At 66.0% G+C, this 19,130-nt stretch carries 13 protein-coding genes; 8 read left to right on the top strand and 5 right to left on the bottom strand.

From position 1 onward, the window contains the following. Positions 1 to 30 precede the first annotated feature (30 nt). On the top strand, positions 31 to 1,506 hold the full coding sequence (gene rpsA / locus BWQ92_RS22000) for a 30S ribosomal protein S1 (RefSeq protein WP_076803245.1): 1,476 nt from the start codon (positions 31 to 33) through the stop codon (positions 1,504 to 1,506). Between the two features lie 136 nt (positions 1,507 to 1,642). Here rpsA and BWQ92_RS21995 read toward each other — a convergent pair whose 3' ends face one another. Beyond that, entirely contained in the window at positions 1,643 to 2,209 is a 567-nt protein-coding gene (locus BWQ92_RS21995; RefSeq protein WP_076803244.1) for a type 1 glutamine amidotransferase domain-containing protein, read from the bottom strand. 97 nt (positions 2,210 to 2,306) lie between these two features. Then, the gene (locus BWQ92_RS21990; protein WP_076803243.1) at positions 2,307 to 2,993 is read right to left on the bottom strand and encodes an IMPACT family protein; all 687 of its coding nucleotides are present in this window, start codon (positions 2,991 to 2,993) and stop codon (positions 2,307 to 2,309) included. A 259-nt stretch (positions 2,994 to 3,252) separates the two neighbouring features. On the opposite strand from BWQ92_RS21990, the gene coaE reads away from it, so the two are divergent. The 3 genes from coaE to BWQ92_RS21975 all read left to right on the top strand — a co-directional run bounded on the left by coaE (position 3,253) and on the right by BWQ92_RS21975 (position 7,920). Beyond that, the gene (gene coaE, locus BWQ92_RS21985) at positions 3,253 to 4,494 is read left to right on the top strand and encodes a dephospho-CoA kinase (protein ID WP_076803242.1); all 1,242 of its coding nucleotides are present in this window, start codon (positions 3,253 to 3,255) and stop codon (positions 4,492 to 4,494) included. Positions 4,495 to 4,534: 40 nt separating this feature from the next. Beyond that, positions 4,535 to 6,667 (top strand): excinuclease ABC subunit UvrB, encoded by a 2,133-nt coding sequence (gene uvrB / locus BWQ92_RS21980; RefSeq protein WP_076803241.1) that lies wholly within the window; start codon positions 4,535 to 4,537, stop codon positions 6,665 to 6,667. 227 nt (positions 6,668 to 6,894) lie between these two features. Continuing rightward, positions 6,895 to 7,920: a TerC family protein gene (locus BWQ92_RS21975; protein ID WP_076803240.1), complete on the top strand. Its 1,026-nt coding sequence runs from the start codon at positions 6,895 to 6,897 to the stop codon at positions 7,918 to 7,920. A gap of 95 nt (positions 7,921 to 8,015) precedes the next feature. On the opposite strand, the gene BWQ92_RS21970 is transcribed toward BWQ92_RS21975, so the two are convergent. After that, the gene (locus tag BWQ92_RS21970) at positions 8,016 to 9,293 is read right to left on the bottom strand and encodes an alpha/beta fold hydrolase (protein ID WP_076803891.1); all 1,278 of its coding nucleotides are present in this window, start codon (positions 9,291 to 9,293) and stop codon (positions 8,016 to 8,018) included. A gap of 124 nt (positions 9,294 to 9,417) precedes the next feature. Next, a complete protein-coding gene (locus BWQ92_RS21965; protein WP_076803239.1) occupies positions 9,418 to 9,918 on the bottom strand; it encodes a GNAT family N-acetyltransferase in 501 nt (166 codons plus the stop codon). A gap of 136 nt (positions 9,919 to 10,054) precedes the next feature. On the opposite strand from BWQ92_RS21965, the gene BWQ92_RS21960 reads away from it, so the two are divergent. Further along, positions 10,055 to 10,759 (top strand): 4'-phosphopantetheinyl transferase family protein, encoded by a 705-nt coding sequence (locus BWQ92_RS21960; protein WP_157365238.1) that lies wholly within the window; start codon positions 10,055 to 10,057, stop codon positions 10,757 to 10,759. Between the two features lie 15 nt (positions 10,760 to 10,774). Here the strand turns inward: BWQ92_RS21960 and BWQ92_RS21955 are convergent, their stop codons facing one another. Further along, on the bottom strand, positions 10,775 to 11,884 hold the full coding sequence (locus BWQ92_RS21955) for a M20/M25/M40 family metallo-hydrolase (protein ID WP_236783030.1): 1,110 nt from the start codon (positions 11,882 to 11,884) through the stop codon (positions 10,775 to 10,777). A gap of 433 nt (positions 11,885 to 12,317) precedes the next feature. Here BWQ92_RS21955 and sbnA point away from each other — a divergent pair, with 433 nt between their 5' ends. The 3 genes from sbnA to BWQ92_RS21940 all read left to right on the top strand — a co-directional run bounded on the left by sbnA (position 12,318) and on the right by BWQ92_RS21940 (position 19,128). Next, a complete protein-coding gene (gene sbnA, locus BWQ92_RS21950; RefSeq protein WP_076803236.1) occupies positions 12,318 to 13,385 on the top strand; it encodes a 2,3-diaminopropionate biosynthesis protein SbnA in 1,068 nt (355 codons plus the stop codon). 152 nt (positions 13,386 to 13,537) lie between these two features. Further along, positions 13,538 to 16,504 carry a Pls/PosA family non-ribosomal peptide synthetase gene (locus BWQ92_RS21945; protein WP_236783029.1) on the top strand — a complete coding sequence of 989 codons (2,967 nt, stop codon included), beginning with the start codon at positions 13,538 to 13,540 and terminating at the stop codon, positions 16,502 to 16,504. Then, positions 16,501 to 19,128 carry a non-ribosomal peptide synthetase gene (locus tag BWQ92_RS21940; RefSeq protein ID WP_236783028.1) on the top strand — a complete coding sequence of 876 codons (2,628 nt, stop codon included), beginning with the start codon at positions 16,501 to 16,503 and terminating at the stop codon, positions 19,126 to 19,128. The genes BWQ92_RS21945 and BWQ92_RS21940 overlap by 4 nt, the downstream gene beginning before the upstream one ends. Positions 19,129 to 19,130: the final 2 nt, after the last annotated feature.

Raw genomic sequence — 19,130 nt, 5'->3', positions numbered from 1 at the left:
ACTAACTATCCACAACGGAGCCCCTACTACATGACCATCACCTCCACCGAGAAGCCCGGTACCCCGCAGGTCGCCATTAACGACATCGGTACCGCTGAGGACTTCCTCGCAGCAGTCGACGCCACCATCAAGTACTTCAACGACGGGGACCTCGTCGAAGGTACCGTCGTCAAGGTCGACCGCGACGAAGTTCTGCTCGACATCGGTTACAAGACCGAAGGTGTCATCCCCTCCCGCGAGCTTTCCATCAAGCACGACGTTGATCCCGGAGAAGTTGTCTCCGTCGGCGATCAGGTCGAGGCCCTGGTGCTCACCAAGGAAGACAAAGAAGGCCGCCTGATCCTCTCCAAGAAGCGTGCTCAGTACGAGCGCGCCTGGGGCGACATCGAGAAGGTCAAGGAAGAAGACGGTGTTGTTACCGGTACCGTCATCGAGGTTGTCAAGGGTGGTCTTATCCTCGACATCGGTCTGCGCGGCTTCCTGCCCGCATCCCTCGTCGAGATGCGCCGCGTGCGCGACCTGGCTCCGTACATCGGTCAGCAGATCGAAGCCAAGATCATCGAACTGGACAAGAACCGCAACAACGTTGTGCTGTCCCGCCGTGCCTGGCTCGAGCAGACCCAGTCCGAGGTCCGCTCCACCTTCCTCAACAAGCTGGAAAAGGGCCAGGTCCGTCCCGGCGTCGTTTCCTCCATCGTCAACTTCGGTGCCTTCGTGGACCTGGGCGGCGTAGACGGCCTGGTTCACGTTTCCGAGCTGTCCTGGAAGCACATCGACCACCCGTCCGAGGTTGTCGAGGTTGGTCAGGAAGTCACCGTCGAGGTCCTCGAAGTGGATCTGGACCGCGAGCGTGTCTCCCTGTCCCTCAAGGCTACGCAGGAGGACCCGTGGCAGACCTTCGCCCGCACCCACGCCCTCGGCCAGGTTGTTCCGGGTAAGGTCACCAAGCTCGTTCCGTTCGGTGCGTTCGTCCGCGTCGAAGACGGCATCGAAGGCCTCGTTCACATCTCCGAACTGGCCGTCCGCCACGTTGAGCTGGCTGAGCAGGTTGTCTCTGTTGGCGACGAACTGTTCGTCAAGGTCATCGACATCGACCTCGAGCGCCGCCGCATCTCCCTCTCCCTCAAGCAGGCTAACGAGGGCGTTGACGCCGACAGCACCGAATTCGATCCCGCTCTGTACGGCATGGCCGCTGAGTACGACGAAGAGGGCAACTACAAGTACCCCGAGGGCTTCGACCCCGAGTCCAACGAATGGCTCGAGGGCTACGAGGCACAGCGCGCCGCCTGGGAGCAGCAGTACGCTGACGCCCAGACCCGCTGGGAAGCACACAAGAAGCAGGTTGCCCAGCACGCTGCCGACGACGCTGCAGCTGCAACGTCCGGCGACAGCGACTCCGGCGCCACCAGCTACTCCTCCGAGCCGGCTGCCACCGACTCCGGTGCAGGCACGCTTGCTTCGGACGAGGCTCTTGCCGCCCTGCGCGAGAAGCTGACCGGCAACTAATTGCCAGGTGCTTTTGGTCCGCGCCGGCTGAACACCGGCAGGGCTGAACGCCAGTAAAAAGGTGGCCGTCCCCGAAAGGGGGCGGCCACCTTTTTGGTATCCGGCAATCTGCGGTGCCGGCTGGCGATGGGTAGCGTCAGGCAGTCTGCCCGGCGTGCTCGCCCTCGGCGATTTCCTCCAGCACCTTGTCGTTAAACGCGGGGAGGTCGTCGGGCTTCCGGCTGGTCACGAAGCCCTGGTCCACCACCACTTCCTGGTCGCTCCAGTTGGCGCCGGCGTTCCGCAGGTCCGTGGCCAGCGTGTGGTACGACGTGAGGTTCCGGCCCTTGACGACGTCCGCGTCAATGAGCAGCCACGGGCCATGGCAGATGGCGGCCACCGGCTTGTGCTGTTCGAAGAAGCTCCGCGCAAACGCCTGCGCATCCTTGTCGACTCGAAGGTGGTCGGCGTTCACCACGCCGCCCGGAATCACCAGGGCATGGAAGTCCGAGGCGTTGGCGTCCTTCAGGACCAGGTCCACGTCGAAGGTGTCGCCCTTCTCAACGCCCTTAAAGCCTTGCAGCTTGCCGCTCTTCGGGGCCACCAGGACGGGTTCACCGCCGGCGTTCTTGACGGCGTCCCAGGGGCTGGTCAGTTCCACCTGCTCCACGCCGTCCGTCAGCAGAAATGCGACCCTCTTGCCGTTGATGTTGTGCTCTGACATGAGTCCTCCTTTTCCTGTGATGCCTTACAGGTCCACCCTAGAAAAGCGGAAACTCATAAGCAAGCTGATGATTTTCTTCGGCCTGCCACCTTGCCGGTCAGCGGGCGATGTCGATCCACTCCGTGCCCTCGGGATGGAGGGCGGCGCTTCCGGCGGTCATTGCGGCCAGCCGGTCGGCTGCCGCAGCCAGGTCATCCGGCGCATCCGGCAGGGCGAGCCGCAGGACCGTGGACTGGGCCTCGTAGCCGGTCCCGGCCATCGCATAGCCTGCGCTGCGCAGGTCATTTTCCAGGCGCCCGGCCGCGGCGTGCGGTACTCGCACGGCGCAGATGCGCAGCCGCCGGCGCTGCACCAGCGGAGCCAGTTCCAGAGCCGTCGAGACAGAATCGGAGTAGGCGCGCACCAGCCCGCCGGCACCGAGCAGGATCCCGCCGAAATAACGTACGACGACGGCACTTACGTCGCTGAGGTCTGTCACCCCGGGCGCGGTCTCCCTCCGCAGGAGGGCCTCCAGCATCGGGATTCCGGCGGTGCCAGAGGGTTCGCCGTCGTCGCTGGAACGCTGGACGTCCCGGTCCGGCCCGAGCACGAACGCAGAGCAGTGGTGCCGGGCGTCGTGAAACTCGCGTCGGAGCTCGGACACCAGGGCACGGGCATCCTCTTCGCTGTCCGCCCGCCGCAGCACGGCGATGAACCGGGACCGCTTAATCTCGATCTCGTGACGGAAGCCGTCACCGGCAGCCAGCGTGGTGTACGCGGATGACCTGCTCTCTTGCTGTTGCACCGCCCAAGTCTAGGACATGGGCCCACGCCGGCCGGGTTCCCTGGCCGAGCGGAGCGAGGTTACGGGCGGTGGATGGGCCCACGCTGCCGAGGGGCCCCAATCGAGCTTGCCGGAGTGGGGATGCGGCGGATGGGCCCACGCCGGCCGGGTTCCCTGGCCGAGCGGAGCGAGGTTAGGGGGCGGTGGATGGGCCCACGCTGCCGAGGGGCCCCAATCGAGCTTGCGAGATTGGGGAGGCAGCGGGGATTAGTCTTGGGGGGTGCTGAAGATTGGGTTGACGGGCGGGATCGCCTCGGGGAAGTCACTGGTGGCAACACGCCTGGAGGAGCTGGGGGCCGTGCTCGTCGACGCCGACGCGATCGCCCGTGAAGTCGTGGAACCAGGCACTCCCGGCCTTGCCGCCGTCGTGGCCGCATTCGGCCCGGAGATTCTGGATGCTGCGGGGCGGCTCGACCGGCCGCGCCTCGGGGCGATCGTGTTCCAGGAGCCGGAACGGCGCGCGGAGCTCAATGGCATCATCCATCCGCTGGTGCGCGAACGCGCCGCGGCGGTGATTGCGGCTGCCCCGGCCGACACGGTGGTGGTGCAGGACATCCCCCTCCTGGTGGAAACCGGACAGCAGAAGAACTTCCACCTTGTGCTGGTGGTGGACGCTCCGGAGGATGTCCGGCTGCGGCGCATGACCGAGCACCGCGGCATGACCGAAGCGGATGCCCGTTCGCGGATCGCAGCCCAGGCATCGCGGCAGGACCGGCTCGCCGCAGCGGACGCGGTTCTTACCAACTCGGGCACCCGCGCGGAGCTGCTGGCCTCGGTGGACCGGCTGTGGAACGAACGGCTGCTGCCATTCGCGCGGAACATTAGCCAGGGCACGGTGGCGGCCCGCAGCGGTGCCGCCGTCCTGGCCGCCCCTGACTCCGACTGGCCGCGCCAGGCTTCCAACCTGGCTGAGCGGCTGAAGGCCGCCGCACCGGAGGACGTCCTGGCCGTGGACCACATCGGGTCAACGGCGGTTCCCGGCCTCGAAGCCAAGGACGTCATCGACCTGCAGCTCTCAGTGGCTGATCTTGCCACGGCAGACCGCATTGCGCCCCTGCTTGGTGCCGCGGGGTTTCCCCGCTGGCCGGGCATCCTCATGGACAGCCCGCTGCCCGGACGTCCCGACCCCGCCGCCTGGTCCAAGCGCCTGCACGGCAACGCCGATCCTGCACGTCCGGTGAACCTCCATGTCCGGGTGGCAGGCTCGCCGGGCTGGTGGTTTGCCCTGTGCTTCCGCGACTGGCTGCGCGCCGACCCTGCCGCCCGCAGGGAGTATGGCGCCGAGAAACGCCGCGTGGCCGCGCTGCATGCCTCCGACGCCACCACCGCCGGCTACGCGGAAGGTAAAGAGGACTGGTTCCGCGAGGTGGCCGCTCCCGGAGCGCAGCGGTGGGCCGAAAGCAGCGGCTGGCAGCCGCCGTCGTACGTTTCCACCGGTGTTGCCCGTACAGCCCAAAGCTGAATCAGGCGTTCCTGTCAGTGCCCGGCGGTAGATTAGATGCATGAGTCTTGCGCAGGAGATCAACCGCGTCGTTGCCCCGTTCGAGGTCATCAGCGAATTCAAGCCGGCCGGTGACCAGCCGACGGCCATCGCCGAACTCACCGAACGCATCAAAAACGGAGAAAAGGACGTGGTCCTGCTCGGCGCCACCGGCACCGGCAAGAGCGCCACCACGGCCTGGCTGGTGGAACAGGTGCAGCGGCCCACGCTGGTGATGGTCCAGAACAAGACCCTCGCCGCGCAGCTGGCCAACGAGTTCCGCGAGCTGCTGCCCAACAACGCGGTGGAATACTTCGTCTCCTACTACGACTACTACCAGCCCGAAGCGTACGTCCCGCAGACGGACACCTTCATCGAGAAGGACTCCTCGATCAACGAGGAAGTGGAACGCCTCCGGCACTCCGCCACCAACGCCCTCCTGACCAGGCGCGACGTGATCGTGGTGGCCACCGTCTCCTGCATCTACGGCCTGGGCACGCCCGAGGAGTACATCGCCGGCATGGTCACCCTGCGCCAGGGCCAGCAGATGAACCGCGACGATCTCCTGCGGAGGTTCGTCGCCATGCAGTACGTCCGCAACGACATGGACTTCCACCGCGGAACGTTCCGGGTCCGCGGCGACACCGTGGAGATCATCCCCATGTACGAGGAACTTGCCCTCCGGATCGAGTTCTTTGGCGACGAGGTCGAAAATATCTACACGCTGCACCCGGTCACCGGGGACGTCCTCCGCGAGGAAACCGAGATGTACGTGTTCCCGGCGTCGCACTACGTTGCCGGGCCGGAGCGCATGTCCCGGGCCATCACCGCCATCGAGGACGAGCTCGCTGAACGGCTCAGCGTCCTCGAGGGGCAGAACAAGCTCGTGGAGGCCCAGCGGCTGAAGATGCGGACCACGTACGACCTCGAAATGATGCAGCAGATGGGCTTCTGCAACGGCATCGAGAACTACTCCCGGCACATCGACGGGCGCGCCGGGGGCAGCGCGCCGCACTGCCTCCTTGACTACTTCCCGGACGACTTCCTGCTGGTCATCGACGAATCCCACGTCACCGTGCCCCAGATCGGGGCGATGTACGAGGGCGACATGTCGCGCAAGCGCACGCTGGTGGACCACGGCTTCCGCCTGCCCTCCGCCATGGACAACCGGCCGCTCAAATGGGACGAGTTCCTGGAGCGCGTCGGCCAGACCGTGTACCTCTCGGCAACGCCGGGCAAGTACGAGCTCGGCAAGGCGGACGGCTACGTCCAGCAGATCATCCGCCCCACCGGCCTCGTCGATCCCGAGGTCATCGTCAAACCCACGAAGGGCCAGATCGACGACCTCCTGGGCGAGATCCGGACGCGGGTGGAAAGGGACGAGCGCGTCCTGGTGACCACCCTGACCAAGCGCATGGCCGAGGACCTCACGGATTACCTCGTAGGTCACGGCGTCAAGGTGGAGTACCTGCACTCGGACGTGGACACCCTGCGGCGCGTGGAACTGCTCCGCGAACTCCGGCTGGGCACCTTCGACGTGCTGGTGGGCATCAACCTCCTCCGCGAGGGCCTAGACCTGCCCGAGGTGTCGCTGGTGAGCATCCTCGATGCCGACAAGGAAGGCTTCCTGCGCTCCTCCACGTCGCTGATCCAGACCATCGGCCGTGCTGCCAGGAACGTCTCCGGGCAGGTGCACATGTACGCGGACAAGATCACTGACTCCATGGCGCAGGCCATCGAGGAAACCAACCGCCGCCGCGCCATCCAGGTGGCCTTCAACACCGAAAACGGCGTGGACCCGCAGCCGCTGCGCAAGAAGATCGCCGACATCACGGACCAGCTGGCCCGGGAGGACGCAGACACCGATGCGCTGTTGGGCAGCTTCGACTACGGCAAGGGCAAGCGCGGCATAACCTCGGCGGCCAAGCCCGGCGCGAAGTCCGGCAAGGGGGCCAAGAAGGGTGCGGCCATCGTACGCGCCGACGGTCTCGCTGCGGCGCCCGCCGAGGACCTGGTGGGCCTGATCGAACAGCTCACGGAGCAGATGCACGGCGCGGCCGCCGAACTGCAGTTCGAAGTGGCCGCCCGGATCCGTGACGAGGTTGCCGAGCTGAAGAAGGAACTGCGCCAGATGCAGTCGGCCGGGCACGCCTGACGGCTGCCGGGGTGGCCGCAGGGGGCCCGGCGCGTCACGTGGCGCGGCCGGCCGCGGCTCTAGGGTAAAGTTGTGGTCACGTAGGGGAGTATCCCAAGCGCTACGGACGTCAACACGCAAGGCACAGATGCCTTGCCGGGCGTAGCGGGCAGCCACATCAGCACCAAGTGCACAGGTTCGCCGGAGAGACTTACACCGGTTTTTTGTACCCTGCGAAAGGCGTTTTTGTGGAACTTCCCGTCTGGTTCGAGGTCGGCTCATTCGTCGTCCTCGGCATCATCCTCCTTATGGACCTGCTTCTGGTGGTGCGCCGCCCGCACGAGCCCTCCATGAAGGAAGCCGGCCTCTGGGTGGCCTTTTATGTGGCGCTGGCCCTGGTGTTTGCCGGTGCCATGTTCGCGTTTACGGGACCCGAGTACGGTGGCCAGTTCGTGGCCGGCTGGGTGACAGAGTACAGCCTTAGCATCGACAACCTGTTCGTTTTCATCATCATCATGGCGCGCTTCTCGGTGCCCCGTAAGTACCAGCAGGAAGTGCTGATGGTGGGCATCATCATCGCGCTGATCCTGCGCGGCATCTTCATCATGCTCGGCGCCATCGTCATTGAACAGTTCAGCTGGGTCTTCTACATCTTCGGTGCGTTCCTCCTCTGGACCGCGTGGAAGCAGGCGCAGGACGAAGGCGAAGACGAAGAGGACACGGAGAACGCCATCATCGCCAAGCTCCGCAAGGTGATCCCGATGTCCGAGAAGTTCGACGGCGGCAAGCTGCGCACCACGGTGGACGGCAAGAAGGTCTTCACCCCGATGCTCATCGTCTTCATCACCATCGGCATGACCGACCTGCTGTTCGCCGTCGACTCCATCCCCGCCATCTTCGGCCTGACGCAAAGCGCCTTCATTGTCTTCACGGCGAACATCTTCGCCCTGATGGGCCTGCGGCAGCTGTACTTCCTGCTCGGCGGCCTGATGAACCGCCTCGTCTACCTGAAGCACGCACTGTCCATCATCCTGGCCTTCATCGGCGTGAAGCTGATCCTGCACGCCATGCACGTCAACGAACTGCCGTTCATCAACGGCGGGCACCACATTGAATGGGCCCCGGAGATCCCCACCTTCGTGTCCCTCGCCGTTATCATCGGCACCATCATCATTGCCGTGATCGCCAGCCTCGTCAGCACCGGCGCGCAGAAGGCCAAGCTGGACGCCCGCCTCGAGGAGGACGCGCGGAAGAGCATGAGCGACGTCGACTAGGCGTCCTCTGCCCCCACAGCACAAAGAAAAGCAACCCCGGCCGCCCCACGTGGCCGGGGTTGCTTTGTCCGTTGCCGGGTCTGTTGGTTGCCTGGCTACCGGACCGAGCGCACCATGCCGAGGAGGCGGCTGAAAATGGCTTCGCCGTCGTCGGCGATCCCGTCGTGGTGGAACTCCCCGGTTTCCCACGTCTTCAGTTTGCGGACGGCGGCGGCGGTCTCCATGGAGAGCCCGTGGTCCACATAGATGTCGTCGCGGTAGACGGCAGCCGCGGCCGGGACGATATTGGCGGCCAGCTGCGCCGTGTCGTACAGCGGCTTCCAGCCGGTCTCGGCCGCCAGCAGTTCCGCCACTTCTCCCAGCGGGCGGAGGGCCGGATCCTGGTCGAAGTACCAGGGGTAGACCATTTCGCCGGTCAGGAGTACCTCGGCAGCGTCCGGGCCGAATTCCGGGAACTCCTCAAGGACACGCCAGGCCGCCCAGCCGGTGGCCGCGCCTTGGGCGTAGATGGACTCGTGCATCAGCGCATACAGGGGGTTTGATGCACGCGAGACGTGTGCGCGCACCTGCTCCAGGAACGGATCCGAGAGCCGCGCACCGCAGGGCGTCTCCACAAAGGCGTCCTCCAGCAGGTTATGCAGGCTGTCCACCCGCGTGTTCCCGCCGAGGAAGGATCCCACCATCTGGAACCTCTCCACCGTCAGCGGGGAGCCGTCCGGGAGGTACTCCGGGGTGCTGCGGAGGTGGTCCACGATGCGGTTCACGGCCTCGCGGTCCTCGGGATACCAGCCGAAGTACTCCGCGTTGCGGGCAGCCACGCGCCTGAATGTCTCCCGGTAGACCCGGTCCGGGGAACCTTTCAACGGGGCCAGCCCGCCGGTGATCAGGACTTCGCGCAGGCCGGTGGGCGCGAATGACAGGTAGGTCAGGGCGCAGAAGCCGCCGTAGCTTTGCCCGTAGACGGTCCATGGCTCCGCGCCGAGGGCCTGGCGGATGAGTTCGGCGTCGGCAACGATCGAGTCAGCCCGGAAGTGCTTGAGGTAGCTGGCCTGCGCGGGGGCGTCTCCCCGCAGCGGCAGCGTGTTGCGGTCAATGGGGGAGGAGAGGCCGGTGCCGCGCTGGTCCAGCATCAGGATACGGAAATCCTTCGCGGCCGCCTTGCTCCAGCCCCCGAGCGACGCGAAGCGGTTGCCGCGGCCTCCCGGACCACCCTGCAGGTACAGGAGCCACGGCAGCTCGGCGGCCTCAGCCTCGGTGTGCTCGGCGGAAACGTACTCGCGGGCGAAGACGGTGATGGTCTCAGCCGCGGCATCGGCGGCCTGGTCCGCAAAATGGTCCAGCGGCACCCTGAAGCAGTGCTCCACCGTGCGCATGCCACGGAACGTGTGCCGGGCCCGGACAGTATGGACAGGGTCCTTCTGCGAGCTGGCGGCCCTCTGTGAGCTGTGGCCCTTCTGCGAGCTGGCGCCCTTCTGCACGCTGGCGTCCAGCGCTGCCTCAGCCATGGACACCAACTTCGGTGCGGCTCCCGAACTCGGCCAGCGCGGCTCCCGTCAGCCGGAACGTGGACCATTCCTCCATCGGGAACGCTCCCAGCTTCCGGTAGAAGTTGATGGACGGTTCGTTCCAGTCCAGTACGCTCCACTCGACCCGCGCATAGCCGCGTTCGAAGGCGGTCGCGGCCAAGTGCTGCAGCAAGGCCTTCCCGTGGCCCTCGCCCCGTGCTTCCGGGGTGACGTAGAGGTCCTCCAGGTAGATCCCGTGCACGCCTTCCCACGTTGAGTAGTTGAGGAACCAGAGTGCGAAGCCGCGCACCTGCCCGTCCTCGTTCTCGGCAATATGGGCGTAAACGCGCGGGTTGTTCCCGAAGAGGACCTCGGTGAGCAGCTCGGGCGTGTTCCGGACCGCGTCCGGCTCCTTTTCGTATACGGCCAGCTCGTGGATCATCTGCAGGATTATGGGAACATCGGCGGGTGTGGCGGGACGGATTACACTCATGGATCCGAGCTTACTGCGTACCGGGGAGGCTGCACGCCCGCAGGATGCCGCTGGCGTATAGGCTGTTGAGTCCAATGACGCGTCAAGAATCAGCAACCCTTCCGGGGCCGGTGTGAATAGGCCGGCCCAGCCAGCCGTGCAGCCGATCCGTCTGGCAGCCGTCCGGCTGTCCAGCGTCGACCTTCGCCAGACCGAATTCCTGGACGATGGCGAGCGGCGGCTGGCAGGGACGTTCACTTCGCAGGTGCGGCGGGAGAGGTTCCTGGCCGGGCGCATCGCGTTGCGGCGCCATGCCGCCGAGATCGCCGGAGTGGATCCCACGGACCTGCAGGCCGATTACGTCTGCCGGGAGTGCACCAGGGACGACCACGTGCACGGGATGCCGCGGTATCAGGCTGGCTCACGGAAGGTGACCCTCCTGGCCAGCCTGAGCAGGGCGGAAGACTGGTGCCTGCTGGCAGCGTCCACGGACGGGCGGCTGCTGGGGATCGGCGTCGACCTGGAGAGCGGCGGGGCCGCAGGTTTTGAGGGATTTGGACAGGTTGCACTTTCGGCGCGGGAACAGGAAGAACTGCAGAAGGTAGAGCCGGCGCTGAGGGCGGGTTTCCAGACACGCCTGTGGACCCGCAAGGAGGCAGTACTGAAGGCGATCGGCAGGGGGCTGGCCGTCGTCGACCCGGCCCTGGTGGATGTTGCCGGTTCCGTTCCCCTGCTGCCGGATCACGTGGCGGGAACGGGCGGCCGTCCTGGCTGGGTGGTGGACGCTGTGGATCCGGGTTCGGTGGGGCTGCCGCTTTCATTCACTGCAGCAGTGGCACTTGTCGTGGCGCCTCGTAGTTAGCTGCAGCCCCGGCCATCACTCTGAGTCAGCGCGCGGCAGCATCGCGAAGGCAACCGTCACGTAGCCCAGGGCACCCGCCATGTCGTGCAGCAACTGCCGGTCGATGTTTGAAGTGTCGTCGCAGGCCCTGTGATAGCACGGATCGTGCTCGCCGTTCTCAGTGCCGCCGAACTCCTCGACCTGTTGGGCCGTCTTCTCGTCTTCGTCTCCGGTGAACAGGCCGCCCGTGGGGATGCCGGCTTTCATAAATGCGTCGTAGTCGGAGTCGCCCTCTTCAAATTCCGCGGGCGCGGTCGCCAATCCGTTCTCCGCGAAATAGTCCAGGAAGGTGCGCTCGATTACGTCCGAGCCGGCCGGAGCGGCGTCGCCGAAGCTTGAGCCGTCACCGTCGTGGACGAACCGTCCGCCGTTGGGCGATGCGACCATATCCAGGTTCAGGTTCAGCATGGTCTCAGTGTTTTCCTTGTTGCTGAGCGAGTCTACGTAGTATTGGGAGCCCAGCAGGTCCACCTCTTCGGCGCCCCAGAAAGCAAAACGCACCCGGTTCTTCGGCTGGACGCCCGTCTCGGCCATCCAGCGGGCGGTCTCGATCATGGCGGCCACGCCGCTGCCGTTGTCGTTGATCCCTGGACCGCGGCGCACCGAGTCGAGATGGCCGCCCACCACGATGGTGTGTTCGGCGCTGCCTGCAGTGTCCGCGAGGATGTTGAAGGTCTCTGTGTCCGCCTCGCGGTCCTCATCCCAATAGGTGAAGACCTGCCGTACCGGCTTGTACCCGGCCGCACGCAGCTGTTCCTCAACATAACGGGCGGACGCTTCGTACCCGCGGGTCCCCGAGGCACGGTTTCCGCCGGCCTCATCGGCAATTTTTTGCAGTGCCTGGAGGTGCTTCATCAGGTTTCGCTTGGCAAAGGCTGCGTGGACCTGGGTGGCCTTTGCTTCCGCACCAGGCTTGACGGTTTCCGGCGCCGCCGTGGGCACCGGCGGGGTGGCCGGTTGCCGTTGCGGCGGGGATTCCTGTGCCGGGATTGTCACGGCCGGCGGTGCCTCGAGCGGCACCCTCCCGGCCGGCGAGGAACATGCCGCCATCAGCAATGCGGCAGCAGCGATGATGGTTCCTGCCATGGGTATTCGATATCTGCGCGTCGATCGGAACGCGTTCATGAGAGAACGCTACTGCTTGCTCAGAGGGGTTTGGAAGGTCTTTGACAAGAGTCGAGTATGGCTTCGCGCGGGGGGTGCGAGTACGAGTAAGTAGGTACTCACAAGGGATTGGATACAGGTACTCGAAATGGTTGCGGCGGGCTACGGAACCTGCCTACTGTCGAACCACAGGTTTGAAGCCTCAACTGCATCTCGGAGTATTTGCGGTGGGGAAGCCGGTATTCGCTGCTGGGGAAGATAGCGGTGACCGCAGTGTTCCGTTCGTGCCGCCCTGTGCGGCTCTTCTTGAAAAGTGAACTGGTCAGGACGCAGATGTCCGCCACCCTTCACGCACAAGCTGGCAGGAACAGTCCCCCAACCCTGACCAAGCGCATGGCAGGGAACGAGGGAGAACATGCCGATTATCATGGACCCGCACCTGTTTAACGAGCAGAGCCTGTTCGTCGACCTGGAAGGGGTGCTGGGCTGCCGCCTCTATCTGAAGATCGAGGGCTTCAATTTCGCCGGCTCAATCAAGCTCAAGCCCGCACGGGAGATGGTCGAGCGCGCCGAGCGGGAGGGTCTGATCGTCCCCGGATCCATCCTCGTGGAATCCTCATCGGGCAACCTCGGCGTCGCGCTCAGCATGATCGCCGCCAGCAAGGGATACCGCTTCGTGTGTGTGATCGATCCGCGCTGCAACCCGGCAACCCGGCAATTCATGGAGTCGCTCGGGGCGCAGGTGGACCTGGTCACCGAACCGGATCCCACCGGGGGCTTCCTCGGCGCGCGGCTCAACCACGTGCAGGACCTGTGCGCGTCCGACGAGCGGTACATCTGGCTCAACCAGTACACCAATCCCGGCAACTGGGGAGCGCACTACCGCTGGACTGCCCCCGAGATCTCCAGTCAGTTCCCTGAACTGGACGTGCTGTTCGTGGGAGCCGGGACAACGGGGACCTTGATGGGTTGCGCGCGGTACTTCCGTGAACACCGGCCCGACGTCCGGATTGTCGCCGTCGACGCCGCAGGATCGGTCTCGTTCGGCGGCCCGCCGGCCACCCGCCTGATCCCGGGACTCGGCATGGGCGTGCGGCCGCCGCAGCTCGACGAATCCTTCATCGATGACGTGGTGATGGTCGAAGAACTGGACACGGTGCGCGCCTGCCACCGCCTCGCGGCTGCCGGTTTCACGCTCGGTGGTTCCACCGGGACCGTGGTCCACGGCGCCATGTCTTGGCTCGCCGACCACGACGCCCAGGACCTGACGGCGGTGGCCATCTCCCCGGACATGGGCCGTCCCTACCTGGACACCATCTACAACCCTGACTGGGTGCACGAGCACTTCGGCGCCGAAGCGCTGGCAACCGCCGATTTGGCAGGGACCCATGGGCGGCTCTCCGGCCCGGTGCCGGAGCCACAGCGCTCAGGCCCCATCTCCGTGGCCGATTACGTCGCCGCCCTCGGAAATTTCCTGCAGTGAAAATGCGACTCGACAATCTACAGGGCGCTCCGCGTTCCGCATCTCCCGTCATTCCCCCCATTCCTGAGACAACCGCGGCTCCGGCCGGGAATGGCTCTCCAGCCACGCCGGCCACGGGTACCGCGGTTGCCTTGGAGCGCCGGCTGGCGGGTGTGCTCGCATCAGTGGTGAAGAAGGACGACGTCCCCGTGGACGCCAACTTCTTCTATGAATTAGGCGCGGACTCACTGGTGATGGCGCAGTTTTGCGCCCGCGTGCGCAAGCAGCCGGATGTGCCCGCCGTGTCGATCAAGGACATCTACCAGAATCCCACCATCTCGGCGCTGGCCGCTGCCCTGGCACCGGCGGAAGAGGCGCCGGCGACGGTTCAGGTGCAGGAACGGTTGGCGGAGGTGCTGTCCGGCGTGCTGGACCTTGAGCATGTGCCGGTGGAGGCTGATTTCTTCCAGGACTTGGGTGCGGACTCGCTGGTCATGGCGCGGTTCTGCGCCCGGGTGCGTAAGCAGCCGGATTTGCCGGCGGTGTCGATCAAGGACATCTATCAGAACCCGACGATCTCGGGGCTGGCCGCGGCCCTGGCACCGGCGGAAACGGCGCCGGCCTCGGTGCAGGTGCGGGAGCGGCTGGCCGGGGTGCTGTCCGGAGTTCTCGGCATCCAGCAAGTCCCGATGGACGCTGACTTCTTCCAGGACCTGGGCGCGGACTCGCTGGTTATGGCGCGGTTCTGCGCCCGGATGCGGAAGGAGCCGGACCTGCCGGCGGTGTCGATGAAGGATGTCTATGGCAATCCGAGCGTCTCGGCCCTGGCCGCGGCTCTGCAGGTCCCCCTGCAGCACGACCGGCTGCAGGAGCCCTCGCCGGTCGCGGCTTCGGTGCCGGAGGTTCCGGCGCCGATGGACGCGCGGACCTGGGAGTACGTCGCCTGTGGCGCCCTGCAGGTGCTCGTCTACCTTGGCTACTGCCTCCTCGCTGGCTGGCTCGCGGTGGTGGGTTACCTGTTCATATTCCCGGAAGCGGGGGCGGGTAACCACCATTGGTTGAGCCACGAGACGAGCCTGTTGGAGATCTACCTGCGGTCGGTCGCGTACGCCGGGGCGACGTTCGTGCTGCTGAGTATCCTGCCGGTGGCCGCGAAGTGGATTATTATCGGGCGCTTCCGGCCCCAGGAGATCCGTATCTGGAGCCTGCAGTACTTCCGGTTCTGGCTGGTCAAGACCCTGATGCGAACTTCACCGCTGTCGCTGATGGTCGGTTCCCCGCTGACAACTTTCTACCTGCGGGCCATGGGTGCCAAAGTGGGCCGCAACGTGACGATCATGACCAAGCGCCTGCCGGTCTGCACCGACCTGCTCACGATCGGGGAGGGGACGGTGATCCGCAAGGACGTGATCGCAACCGGCTACCGGGCCCACGGCGGCGTTATCCAGTTCGGCGCGGTGACGCTGGGCCGTGACGTGCTCGTCGGCGAGGGCAGCATCCTGGACATTAACACGTCCATGGGAGACGGGTCGCAGTTGGGCCACCGGGCCAGTTTGTACGCTGGCCAGGCTGTGCCCGCGGACGAGCGCTGGCACGGTACGCCGGGCCGGCGCACGGATGCGGACTTCCGCACGGTTGAGGCCACGCCCTACCGGCCCTGGCGCCGGGGATGGTTTGCCTTCACCCAGTTCTTGAGTGCGGTCGGGGTGGGCCGGGTCATGCTGACCATAACCATCGCCCTGGCCGTGCTGGCGTTTCCGCGCGTGGCGGCGCTGTTGGAGGCGCAGCCGCTGGCGTTCACTGACTGGTCCTTCTACGCCCACGCTGTTGGCCTCGCCGGCCTGACCGTCTTCGGTGGAACGGTCGCGGCGTTGGTCATGGTAACGACCGTGCCGCGGCTGCTCAACCTCGCGTTAAAGCCTGACACGGTGTATCCGCTGTTCGGACTGCGTGACGCGGCATCGCGGGCGGTGACGAGGTTGACCAACAATGCCATGCTTGGCGGGTTGTTCGGCGACAGTTCGTACATTGTGAACTACCTGCAGGCCATCGGGTACGACCTCGGGAAAGTCCAGCAGACCGGCTCGAACATGGGTTCGGTGTTCAAGCACGACAATCCTTTCTTATCCTCGATCGGCACCGGCACGATGATCGCCGACGCAGTGTCGTTTATGAACGCCGACTACTCGCCGACGTCGTTCAAGGTCAGCCGGGCGGCGATCGGCAAGCACAACTTCCTTGGCAACGGCGTTTTCTACCCGGCCGGGGCAAGAACCGGGGACAACTGCCTGCTCGCGACCATGGTGGCGGTCCCCATCGACGGACCGGTGCGCCATGACGTGGGCCTGCTCGGGTCGCCGCCGTTCGAGATCCCCCGCTCGGTCTTCCGGGACGCCCTCCCTGAGGAACACAGGAGCCGTGCGCACTTCCGTCGGGACCTGGCCGCCAAGAACAGGCACAACCTGCGCACAATGGCCCTCTTGATGCTGGTGCGGTGGCTGAACATCTCGCTGGCCATGATCATCATGTTCGCCGCCCTCGAGCTGTCCGACCAATTCGGTTTCCTTGCCGTGAGTGCGTCGTTTGCCGTAATGCTCGTGGTTGGCTTGCTCGTTCCCGCTGGCATCGAGCGCATCGTGGCGCGGCGGGGACTTACGCCCCAGCTCTGCTCGATCTACAACCCCTACTTCTGGTGGCACGAGCGGTACTGGAAGCTGCAGATCCAGAGCCGGTACGTGAACATGCTCGACGGGACGCCGTTCAAGCCGCTGCTCTGGCGTCTGATCGGTGTGAAGATCGGGTCCCGGGTCTTCGATGACGGCTGCGCGTTCCCCGACCGGGTCCTGGTGACGATCGGCTCCCGCTGCACCCTGAACGCCGGCTCCGCATTGCAGTGCCATTCCCAGGAGGACGGAATGTTCAAGACCGACCACAGCATCCTTGGGGACGGCGTCACGCTTGGCATCGGCTGCGTTGTCCACTACGGCGTGAGCGCAGAAGACGGTGCCGTCGTCACCACCGACTCCTTCGTCATGAAGGGGACGACGCTCCCCCGGGGAACCGTGTGGGGTGGCAACCCGGCCGAAGAGGCCGGAGCCGACATCACATTGCCCGACGTCCTGGAAAGGCCACTGTCATGACCTCCAGCCCCGCGCTCAGCTGCCGCACGGCCGGCGAATCGCTCGATTCGGCCGGCGGCGGGAACTCCCTCCCCGCTGCCGCACCGACGACGATCCCCAGGTGGACGCAGGATCCCCAACCGGGCCAAGAGCAGGTCGAACTGCCGGTTCCCGGGGACCTGGGCACGGCCGTGCGGACGCTGGCCCAGAGCCTGCAAGTGGCTCCCGGCTCGATCTGGCTGGCGGCGCACGCCAGAGTGCTCCAGGCCCTGTCCGGTGAGACGGAGATCACCACCGGCTGCCTGGATTCGTTCGGGACCTGGCAGTGCAACCTGGATCTGACCCACCGGTCCTGGCGAGCCCTCGTCTCTGATGCGAACGACCGCCAAATTCGGGCCCGTACGGAGCAGTCCGGGCCCATGCAGGCTAGCTTCAGGCAGGCTAATCACAAGGCGGCCGCCCCGGGCTACGAGGTGGTGTTCGGCAGCCTTCGGGATGACGATACCGGGCTGCCGGAGGGCATCGTGCTCGGGATGTCGGTCGGGAACGCAGCCACCGGCGAGGTGCTTCGTCTGAACTACCGCCGCGACGTCCTCGACGAGGACGCAGCCCTCCGGATCGCCGGCTATCACCTGAGCGCAGTCCGGCATCTGGTCGCCGACCCCGGGTCGGACCCCGACGACGTCGACCTCGTCGGCCCCGAGGAGCGGTGCTTCCAGCTTGAGCAGCTGGCCGGGCCGGGGCGGCCCCGGCCCCAGCGGCGCTTCCACGAGTTGTTCGAGGAGCGTGTCCGGCAGCATCCCGATCGTATTGCGGCGGTCCAGGACTCGCGGGAGTGGTCGTACGCGGAGCTGAATGCCCGCGCCAACCGGCTGGCCCGCGCCCTGCTCATGCGGGGGCTGGGGGCGGAGGACATCGTGGCCGTCGTCGCCGAAAGGGACCTGGAGTGGATGGCCGCGGTGATCGGCATCCTCAAGGCCGGAGGCGCGTACCTGCCGATCGAGCCGCACTTCCCGGCCGACCGGATCGCCAGAACGCTCACGCGGGCCGGGGCCCGGGTAGTGGTCACCGAAGGCGGCAGCACCACCACCCTCGATGAGGCACTGGAGGGAATGCCTGCAGTGACGAAGCTTCTGTTCGAGGACATCGAGGCCGAGGGGCACCCCGGCGGCGACCTCGGCATACAGGTTCGTCCCGATCAGCTCGCTTACGTCTATTTCACCTCCGGGTCCACTGGCGAGCCGAAAGGCGCGATGTGCGAGCACGCAGGCATGGTGAACCACCTGTACGCCAAGATCGAGGACCTGGGGATTGGCCCCGGGGACGTCGTCGCCCAGAGCGCACCCCAGTGCTTCGACATCTCGCTGTGGCAGCTGGTTTCGGCGCTGCTCGTCGGCGGCCGCACACTCATCGTCGGCCAGGACCGCATCCTCGACGTCGAGCGCTTCATCGACACGGTAGAACGGGGCGCGGTGGCGGTTTTCCAGGTCGTCCCGTCGTATCTGGACGCCGTGGTGGCGTACCTGGGCGGCAAGCCCCATGCCTTACCGCACCTTCGCTGCGTCTCGGCGACAGGGGAGGCCCTGAAGCGTGAGCTGGTCCGCCGCTGGTTCGAGGTGATGCCGGACGTCAAGCTTGTCAACGCCTACGGGCTGACGGAGACCTCCGATGACACGAACCACGAAGTGATGAGTGCAGCGCCCGCCGGCGGCACCGTACCACTGGGCCCGCCAATCCCGAACGTCCGGATCCACATCCTCGACGAGCGGCAGCGGCTTGTTCCGCTTGGAGCTCCGGGTGAGATCGCCTTCTCCGGGGTGTGCGTGGGCCGCGGCTACATCAACGACCCGGAGCGCACTGCACAGGCCTACTCCACCGATCCCTATGTGGACGGCGCGCGGCTCTACCGGGCCGGCGACTACGGCCGCTGGTCCCCGGACGGCAAGCTGGAGTACCTGGGCCGGCGGGACAACCAAGTCAAGATCTCCGGGTTCCGGATCGAAATCGGCGACATCGAAAACGCGCTGCTGCGGGTTCCCGGCGTCCGGGACGGCGCCGTCGTCGTCGGTGAGGGCGCTGTCGTTGGTGAGGGCGCCGGTCAGTCCAAGTTCCTGGTGGCGTTCTACTCCGGCAGCCGGCCGCTGGAGGTCGACGATATCCGCAGCGAGCTGGCTGCCCGGGTACCGGGCTACATGGTTCCGTCGGCGTACAGGTGGCAGGAGAGCCTGCCCCTGACCGGCAACGGGAAGATCGACCGGAAGGCCTTGACGCGCATGGCGCGCGAGGTGGTTCCCGAAGCCGGAGCCGCCACGGAAGCGCTTTCAGCCGCTGAGCAGCGGCTCGCCGAGGCATGGGCGACGGTGCTCGGGCTGCCGGTGGGCCGGATCGGCGGGCAGGACTCGTTCTTTGCACTGGGCGGGACCTCGCTGTCCGCCGTGAAGCTCGCGGTCCTGCTCAAGCGTGCAGTGTCGATCAAGGACATCATGCAGACGCCCATCCTGGCAGACCTGGCGGCCCTGCTTGAGGCCTCGTCCCTCGCGGGCACAGCCGTTCCGCCCGCCCCGCGGATGGCGGGAGCCGTCACGGAACCCGATTCCATGGTCCCGGCTGGAGGACCGGTGGCCAATCCCACCCGCTACCCATGAAA

The organism is Arthrobacter sp. QXT-31 (assembly GCF_001969265.1).
Lineage (GTDB): Bacteria > Actinomycetota > Actinomycetes > Actinomycetales > Micrococcaceae > Arthrobacter.
The sequence above is the reverse complement of the archived record's forward strand: the minus strand, read 5'-3'. Positions and strand labels throughout refer to the sequence as shown.